General features: G+C 58.4%; 6 protein-coding genes, 1 tRNA gene, 2 rRNA genes and 1 pseudogene (1 of these 10 cut by a window edge). 5 read left to right on the forward strand and 5 right to left on the reverse strand.

From position 1 onward, the window contains the following. The 3 genes from AC07E3_RS06445 to AC07E3_RS06455 form a co-directional block, all read left to right on the forward strand. A 23S ribosomal RNA gene (locus AC07E3_RS06445) occupies positions 1-917 on the forward strand (it extends 1,956 nt beyond the left edge of the window). 243 nt (positions 918-1,160) lie between these two features. After that, positions 1,161-1,275 (forward strand): 5S ribosomal RNA (rrf, locus tag AC07E3_RS06450). Between the two features lie 103 nt (positions 1,276-1,378). Next, positions 1,379-1,455, forward strand: a tRNA-Met gene (locus tag AC07E3_RS06455). On the opposite strand, the gene AC07E3_RS06460 is transcribed toward AC07E3_RS06455, so the two are convergent. From AC07E3_RS06460 to AC07E3_RS06470, 3 genes and pseudogenes are all read right to left on the reverse strand, one after another. Then, the gene (locus AC07E3_RS06460; protein ID WP_478360717.1) at positions 1,412-3,109 is read right to left on the reverse strand and encodes a recombinase family protein; all 1,698 of its coding nucleotides are present in this window, start codon (positions 3,107-3,109) and stop codon (positions 1,412-1,414) included. The genes AC07E3_RS06455 and AC07E3_RS06460 overlap by 44 nt on opposite strands. 48 nt (positions 3,110-3,157) lie before the next feature. Next, positions 3,158-3,358, reverse strand: coding sequence for a type II toxin-antitoxin system prevent-host-death family antitoxin (locus AC07E3_RS06465; protein WP_478360696.1), 201 nt, complete (start codon positions 3,356-3,358; stop codon positions 3,158-3,160). Between the two features lie 444 nt (positions 3,359-3,802). Further along, positions 3,803-4,222, reverse strand: a pseudogene (locus AC07E3_RS06470) (AAA family ATPase); the annotation flags it as partial. 54 nt (positions 4,223-4,276) lie between these two features. Between AC07E3_RS06470 and AC07E3_RS06475 the strand changes: the two are divergent. After that, positions 4,277-4,543: a conjugal transfer protein TraD gene (locus AC07E3_RS06475; protein ID WP_478360698.1), complete on the forward strand. Its 267-nt coding sequence runs from the start codon at positions 4,277-4,279 to the stop codon at positions 4,541-4,543. Between the two features lie 207 nt (positions 4,544-4,750). Here the strand turns inward: AC07E3_RS06475 and AC07E3_RS06480 are convergent, their stop codons facing one another. Together AC07E3_RS06480 and AC07E3_RS06485 are read right to left on the reverse strand one after the other, a co-directional pair. Beyond that, complete coding sequence (locus AC07E3_RS06480; RefSeq protein ID WP_478360700.1) at positions 4,751-5,341, reverse strand: protein NO VEIN domain-containing protein; 591 nt, start codon at positions 5,339-5,341, stop codon at positions 4,751-4,753. Further along, positions 5,331-6,296, reverse strand: coding sequence for a hypothetical protein (locus AC07E3_RS06485; protein WP_478360702.1), 966 nt, complete (start codon positions 6,294-6,296; stop codon positions 5,331-5,333). Before AC07E3_RS06485 ends, AC07E3_RS06480 begins: the two co-directional genes overlap by 11 nt. Positions 6,297-7,128: 832 nt before the next feature. On the opposite strand from AC07E3_RS06485, the gene AC07E3_RS06490 reads away from it, so the two are divergent. Then, complete coding sequence (locus tag AC07E3_RS06490) at positions 7,129-8,148, forward strand: metallophosphoesterase family protein (protein ID WP_478360704.1); 1,020 nt, start codon at positions 7,129-7,131, stop codon at positions 8,146-8,148. The last annotated feature ends 65 nt before the right edge of the window (positions 8,149-8,213 follow it).

Raw genomic sequence — 8,213 nt, forward strand, 5'->3', positions numbered from 1 at the left:
ATGGCGTAACGACTTCCCCGCTGTCTCCAGCAGAGACTCAGTGAAATTGAATTCCCCGTGAAGATGCGGGGTTCCTGCGGTTAGACGGAAAGACCCCGTGCACCTTTACTATAGCTTTACACTGGCATTCGTGTCGGCATGTGTAGGATAGGTGGTAGGCTTTGAAGCGTGGGCGCCAGCTCGCGTGGAGCCATCCTTGAAATACCACCCTTATCTACATGGATGTCTAACCGCGGTCCGTTATCCGGATCCGGGACAGTGTATGGTGGGTAGTTTGACTGGGGCGGTCGCCTCCTAAAGAGTAACGGAGGCGCGCGATGGTGGGCTCAGAACGGTCGGAAATCGTTCGCTGAGTGCAATGGCATAAGCCTGCCTGACTGCAAGACTGACAAGTCGAGCAGAGACGAAAGTCGGTCATAGTGATCCGGTGGTCCCGCGTGGAAGGGCCATCGCTCAACGGATAAAAGGTACGCCGGGGATAACAGGCTGATGACCCCCAAGAGTCCATATCGACGGGGTTGTTTGGCACCTCGATGTCGACTCATCGCATCCTGGGGCTGGAGCAGGTCCCAAGGGTATGGCTGTTCGCCATTTAAAGCGGTACGTGAGTTGGGTTCAGAACGTCGTGAGACAGTTCGGTCCCTATCTGCCGTGGGTGTAGGAATATTGACAGGATCTGTCCCTAGTACGAGAGGACCGGGATGGACGTATCTCTGGTGGACCTGTTGTGGCGCCAGCCGCATAGCAGGGTAGCTATATACGGAACGGATAACCGCTGAAGGCATCTAAGCGGGAAACCGACCTGAAAACGAGTATTCCCTGAGAGTCGTGGGAGACCACCACGTTGATAGGCCGGGTGTGGAAGTGCGGCAACGCATGGAGCTTACCGGTACTAATAACTCGATCGGCTTGAATCATTCTCATTGCTTATGCTCATCTCAATTGTTCTTGCGGATGAGCGCGGCGAAAGCCGCTATCCTGCGGACGGCACGCGCAAAAATGCGCGACGGCCGCTTGGCCTTGCGGCTTCGCCCGAAGGCGAACAATCAATGACCGGAAGGTCAACCAGCGAACAGTGAGGCTTGAGGCGCATGTTCTATTCGCCATTCGCTAATCACTATTCGCTTTTACCAGCTTCTCGATTACATGCGTTTCGCCGACCTGGTGGTTATGGCGGGGCGGCTGCACCCGTTCCCTTTCCGAACACGGCCGTGAAACGCCCCAGCGCCGATGGTACTTTGTCTTAAGACACGGGAGAGTAGGTCGCTGCCAGGTCTGCTAAACGCATGAAAATCTTCTCAGAACAAAGCCAAAAACGACAAAGGCCGCAACAAGCGGCCTTTTGTCATGAAAACAGGCAAAAACGCAGAAAAATTGACGCGGGGTGGAGCAGCCCGGTAGCTCGTCAGGCTCATAACCTGAAGGTCGCAGGTTCAAATCCTGCCCCCGCAACCACCGATACCAACAAACCCGTCGCGCTAGCGGCGGGTTTTGTCGTTTTGGAAGCCTTTCCAACAGCTTGCCGTTCCGTCCACGCCAGGATCTGACCCAGTTCGCCGTGAAGCGTCGCGTCGATCTCGCCCCGTTCCGGCCCCGGTGTCAGCACGATCTTCTCGATCAGCATCCGCAAAGCCTCAGCCGCTTCCTGGCGCTCGGCACGGCGATTCAGGGCTTGTGTGAGCTTTGCGACCTTCTTCGCATAGATCGCTGACGCCGTCGGCAGCAGGTCTGGTTTGTCCTCCGGCGCATCCGCCAAGAGTGAGGTCAATTCGGACTTCCGGGTTTCCAGGCCGGTCATCTTCTCCTTCATCGAGGGGTGATACATTCCGTCGGCAATGGCCTCGACAATCTGGGCGATCTGTTTATCGACTTTCGCCAGTTCCACCTGCCAGACATCCGCATTGGAGCGCCGCTCGCGGTTTAGCCGGTTGGTCTCTTCCGCATAGGCGCGCATCGCTTCGGCGGCGATCTCTGGCGCCATCATGCGATCCTTGAGCCCAGAGAGCACACGGCTCTCCAGTTCATCCTGCCGGATGGTTCGGCTGTTGGGGCAGGTTCCCTTGCTGATGTGGTTGGAGCAGGCGAAGCGGCCTGCACCGCGCAGCGAATAGGGACCGCCGCAGCAGCCGCAGAACACCAGGCCGGACAGAAGAGACCGAGCCCGGCGCTTGCCGTTGAGCTGGTTCTTCTTGTGGTGCTTGCGCACCGCCTCAGTGACATTCGCGTATTTATCCGCGATCGCGGCCTGCCGCTCGCGCACCGCTTGCCAAAGCTCATCATCGACGATGCGCAACTCAGGCACCTCGCGGGTGAGCCATTCGCTCTCGGGGTTGAGGCGCGACACGCGCTTTCCGGTCGATGGATCCTTGATGTAGCGTAGCCGGTTCCAGATCAGGCGACCAATATAGAGCTCGTTGTTGATGAGGCCGGTTCCGCGCTTCACATGGCCGCGGATCGTGGTGTCGCCCCATGGTTTGCCGTTTGGTCCGGGAATGCCCTCTTCGTTCAGGGTGCGAGCGATCGTACGCGGGCCCACACCAGAGGCAAATTCCCGGAAGATGCGCCGGACGATGTTCGCCTCCGCTTCGTCGATCTCGCGATCACCGCGGATCGGATCGCCGCGTGCGTCGAGTTGTTTGACGACCTTGTAGCCATAGCAAAGCCCGCCGCCCGATTTGCCCGCCTCGACGCGGCCACGCAGCCCGCGATGCGTCTTCGCGGCCAGGTCCTTGAGGAACAGCGCGTTCATCGTGCCCTTGAGCCCGACATGCAACTCGCTGATCTCGCCTTCCGAGAGGGTGACGATGGGGACGCCGGCGAACTTCAGGTGCTTGTAGAAGGTGGCGACATCGGCCTGGTCGCGGCTGACCCGGTCCAGCGCTTCGGCCAGCACCATGTCGAACTTCCCGGCCTGCGCATCCTGGAGCAGGGACTGGATGCCGGGACGCAGGATCATGCTGGCCCCGGAGATTCCCGCATCCTTGTAGGTCTCGACGATTTTCCACTTCTCCCGCTTCGCCTGTTCCCGGCAAATCCGGAACTGGTCCTCGATCGACGCTTCGCGCTGATTTTCGGAGGAGTAGCGGGCATAGAGCGCGACTCGGGTCATCGGTTAGTCCTTCCAAGCTCCATGGTCAGTGTTGCGGGTAGCGACTCGCTACTTTTGTTCGGGGAGGGCTGATGTCTCCCCATCTTTCTGATGGCCTTCTGCCGCCGCTCGCAGTTCATCATACTGCGCCGCCGACAGCAGCACGAACTCCCGTCGACCATGGCGTGTGATCTCCACGGGCTCGCGGTGGGACTCGTTCAGATATTCTCCGAACTTGCGCTGAAATTCGAGTGATGTTGCCGTCGGCATGGCAGACTCCGAGAAGGTATATCTGCCCAATTATACGTGTTATACGTATAAAAGCAAAGGGTTTTGACGTCAGAAGCGTTCTGCCTTGCGTTCCGCCGCGAGTTTCCGTTCGAACTGTTCGCGGGCAATCTGGCGACCGATCAGGCGGGCAAGTGAGCGGAGGGCGGTGTCGGTGCGCGTGGAATCATTCTGGTCCGTTTCCGGTCCAGTCGAGGGCGTGACCTCGGTGTTGTTCCTCTTACGCTTGACTGCCATTGGCTCCAAAAAACCCGTGCCCGGAAGGGGCTTGGGAAGATGGAAGCGTAAAGCCTCGCAACGGGAAAGACGTCCGGCTCTGCTGTGCGGTGAATAGGATGCCCTGGCGTAGAAAAAGGAGGGGCAGGCAGCAGCAGGAAGGGTGCTGGGCGAAGTCAAGCGTGTCAATCTACCCCGGTCGAGTTCGAATCCCTCATGCCCCGCCTCGTCGATTACTAAAACGTCGTGGGCGGTGAGCAGGTCGCGGCCGTTCTGCCAGCCATGTTCCATGCTGGCGATGGTACGGGACGCGATGCCTGATCCGCTTTCCAAATTCTCGGCGGCGATGCCAGACAGCGCCACGCCGCGAACCTCGTAGCCTGCCGCTTCCCATGCCTCGCGGGCAACACCCTGCATCGCGCTCTTTCCCGTTCCGGCATAACCTACGACGATGCCGAGATCGCGCCCGTCCGTGACATGCGCAAGCGCGTCGGCCTGCTCGCCGGACAGGACAAGTCCGCGCTGTTCGGCGCGAGCCAAAGCGGCTTCACGGTCCCTGTCGCTGACCTCGTGCAATTCCTTGCCGGCCATTATTTCGGCGGCGCGGTGCAGGCGCTGTTCTGGTTCTAAGGGAGCAGGGTCGGCAACCTGCGACGAGGTTAGGCGCAACGGGCGCGTAGCAACATGCGCGATTGGCAGAAAGAGCGCCGGAGACGGACTCGAACGCTCATTGAGTTGGGCGGTCTCGTCGTCACGGCCGGCATCGTGGAACTCACTGGCGATGATCGCGCCATGATTTATGGCGCGCTGCTCTGGATGGCCGAAAAGCTCAACAGCGAGGACAGCGAACGCGCGCGAAAGCTGTGGGCCGAAAAGGGGAAGGAAGCGTTTGCAGGGGAACAATCAGCAGACGCGCATGACAGGACTCAACCGCATATGAAGCGGGCGTGACCGATGGCGGGCTGCGCCGGAGACATCAAACATCGGAGCGTCGCCCGCCACGCGCGGCAACGCCGCGCAAATGGCTGATACTCCATAGGCTTTGGCCGCAAACCGTGTTGCTAGTTTCGGACAGTCGCCTCAAGATACTGATTATCAAGCAACTGGATGCTTGAGGGGCGAAGGTCACGGTCGCTGCTGGCCATCTCTGCGCACGGATTAGGCACCTGCTATCGGAACAGCGACGTTGTTCCACTTCCCTCTACCGTTGTCCGAGGGGATGTGCGGAGCAACCTCGGCAACGGTACGAATGTGAAGAACCGGAGGTTCTTTGTTCATGTCCCAGACATGAAAGATGTAGGCTTCGCCGGTTTGCTCTGCCTTGTTCCACTCGTTGCGCGTTAAGATGAAACGAAGGGGCGAAACCGTGGTCGATTTTACCTCGATCATCCGGTTCTGAAGACCCGTCTCGCCTTGGTCATACGATAGAACATCATAACCCGCGTAGTTGTCATCGAAGCCAGGCCATTCCGGTTCCTTGTCGATTCCAATCGCATTCAGCCGTCCCCGCTCATGATCGAGCGTCAATATCTCTGCAACGCGGCCTTGCTCCATCTTCTCCTGGTCGGACATGAGGCGCGCATACCCCGAAACAGCATCCCACCACGTCACGACCTGATGGGGCGTGGGATCTTCCATGAGACCAGCCGCCGCGAAGACATCCTGGTCGTTGGTATCTAGCGTTCGAACGAAACGCTTGCGCCCGCTACGCATGGCCTTTGACCAGATCGGCTGATGCTTAATCAGCACTGCCTTGATGCAGCTCTGATAGAAAGCATATCTGTGTCATGTCCAGATCGTGGATGAGACGTTCTAGACGACCGACCCAGCGCGCCACGTGCGACTGCGGGTCTTTGCGCGCTTCGAGAACCATATCCTCGAAAACACCAAACCCGAGCACCGAAAAATGGCGGGTGCCCCCCTTGTCTTCCTCGAGCATCATATCGCCGATCGCGACCTGCCAGTCGCGATAGATATAGGCTTCCTTGATGCCGAAGGTGACCGTGCTCTGCTTAGCGGTCGCCGCGACGAGATCGGCCGGAATGTCGACGCCGACTCCCCTCTGGATGATCGCGGCGCACCGCACCGCCAGTTCGACTTGGTCCGCGTCGGACAGGTCACTTGCGCTGAGCGCTTTCTTCATGGCGAGAAAACCCGCACGCTCGCCATCAATCAGGCTAGCAATATGGCCCCTCTGCTGAGGGACGATCGCAGAGACGCGCCACAGATTGGACAACTCGTCGAGCCGCTGCAGCTCGACATGAGTTCCATCCGCCAGCGCTTTTTCGAACGCGTCGATGGCCCGCATTTCAACCGAGGCGGATGCCTGTTGCGGATCGAGATAGCTGCGCTCGCGCCGGATCGCGCGGATCCAGCCCAAGACGGCAGCGATCCGATACAGCGTGCTGATCCGTTTATCGTCGAGGAAGGGAGTGTTGGGGGCGTCGGCGAGCAGATAGCGGGCTTGCTTCTGCTCGACGATCTCCTTGAGCCGATGCCTTAGGCTCGACACCGCGTCCTTAAGAGGATCCGAATAGAGGCGCACTAGGTCCTGATGCTGCTTGTCCGCGGCTTTTTTCCTGTCGGCAAGCTCTTGAGTGCGCTTCTGCCGCACCAGATAGATTGCCGTGACGATGTCGCGAGCGATCAAGCCGACGATTACGCCGGCAAGTGTGAGTAAGGCCGCGACGACCTGCGGTGACATCCATAATCCAGATTCGGTTGTCACGGCAGCCGCCGCAGTAGAATTTCCAATCGCCAAGTTCACGTTCGCGTCGTCCCCCCAATAATCGCGCGATAGTCCAGCATGGCGGACAGCGCCGCAACCGCAAACACTGTTGTGGATAAAACGCAGCTCAGCAATGGTTGAAGAGTATCCAGCTCCATCGTCGGATCAGCAGGAAGTGCAACTTGAAATAATGTCCGGCTTCGGGCTGTACGCTTAGCACTTCGAACGGCGAGAATGAAGGCGCGTTGCCGTCGGAGTGGAGCGGCCAACTGAATGCTCGTTTTCCTAGATTTGCCGCCCAAAAACCGTCGGGCCGGAATCCACCCCGATCCGGCCATTCGGAAAATGGCCAAAACCGCTAATGAAACTGCGCCAGTTAGCACTGGAAGTCGCATCGTGCGGCTGAGAGGGGCTATAGCGTCGATGTCGTGTTCCTCATCATCGGGCACGGCTCTCCGGTGATCGCCGCTCCACATGCCGGGGCATGCGGGATAGCGATGAGAACTATATCTACTCCATTGCCCTCTATAGCCCTCCCAAATAGGGAACAAGGGGACGGAAGAGCTGGCTGACAGCTATCAGACGTCCGCTTCGCGCCCCCAAATCGGTCATTCAGATGACCTCTTCTGTCTTGCTAAAGTTGTCGTTCGTTCCTAACGTCTGATGGGCGCAAGCTCATACTAGGGAGTGGAACTTTCTATCTTCCCAGGTTTCCAAATTTCGTTTGGACAAAGCAATCTCTGCAACCTATCGTTTCATAGACATGCCCTAGTCTAGCTAACTTGATTTGAGAGTAGACTGAAGTTTTATGCGCCTACTTGTTTCAGCCGACATTCACTTAGGTTCGCCGATCCGTTCGGCCGCGATGCGCAACCCGGAACTGGGCGACCGACTGAAACAGGCAAGCCGCGATGCGTTCGTTCGGATTGTCGACCTTGCTATCTCGGAAAACGTCGATGCGCTGGTTATCGCTGGCGACATCTTTGACAACGACCAGCCGGATCTGAAGTCCAGGGCTTTTCTGATCTCGCAGCTGTCACGAGCCGCTGACGCCGATATTCCCACAGTCTTGATCCGTGGCAACCACGATGCACTTCTCGATCACCGTGCCCACGGAGATCTTGGCCCGAATATCCATCTGCTGCACAAAGAGGAACCAAGTGTGGAAATCGCTGGCGTATGGTTCCACGGACTGTCGTTCGACACAGCGCACGTTTCAAAAAGCTTCCTGCCCGACTATCCCGCACCGGTGGTAGGGCAGAAAAACGTCGGGCTGATGCACACTTCCCTCGACGGCTCGCCCGGGCATGACCCATATGCTCCCTGCTCCGAGCAGGACCTTATAGCTCACGGCTTCGACCTCTGGTGCCTCGGACATATCCATGCGCCATTCGAACGCACATCTGGCCCGGTTCTCGCTGTGATGCCGGGTATTCCACAGCCACGCCATTTCGGGGAACGCACGGGCGGCACCGTCGCGATTGTCGAGCTTGGTGACGGCACACCTGAATTCGTGAGGCATCGGGTCGGGCTCCTGAGATTCACCGAATGCGCGCTGGATCTGACCGATTGTTCCGATGCTCAGGAAACCCTGAGGTTACTTCGGGTCGAGCTTGAAGGCATACGAGATCCCGAACACCACACTGCGGTCCGCCTGCAGGTGACCACAGGCCATCATACGGCTGAGATGCTGATGGCCTTTACGAACGAAGTGCTTGAAAACATCGATCGTGTGTTTGTCGATAAGATCAAAGTGACTGCCCCAAGGCAGCAGGTCGACTCGAAGGCGGATGACCTAGTCGGCCGTGAAGAATCCGGAGGCTTCTGAATTCCCACAGGAATTCGTGGTTTCAAAGCTCTACGGTTTGCAGGAAACGTGTGGCTTGTGGGTTG

It is taken from the genome of Nitratireductor lacus (assembly GCF_056431025.1).

Coding starts and splice junctions, on each gene's coding strand:
- AC07E3_RS06490 (WP_478360704.1), top strand. CDS start 7,129: ATGCGCCTACTTGTTTCAGCCGACATTCACTTAGGTTCGCCGATCCGT.
- AC07E3_RS06465 (WP_478360696.1), bottom strand. CDS start 3,358: ATGCCGACGGCAACATCACTCGAATTTCAGCGCAAGTTCGGAGAATAT.
- AC07E3_RS06460 (WP_478360717.1), bottom strand. CDS start 3,109: ATGACCCGAGTCGCGCTCTATGCCCGCTACTCCTCCGAAAATCAGCGC.
- AC07E3_RS06475 (WP_478360698.1), top strand. CDS start 4,277: ATGCGCGATTGGCAGAAAGAGCGCCGGAGACGGACTCGAACGCTCATT.
- AC07E3_RS06485 (WP_478360702.1), bottom strand. CDS start 6,296: ATGTCACCGCAGGTCGTCGCGGCCTTACTCACACTTGCCGGCGTAATC.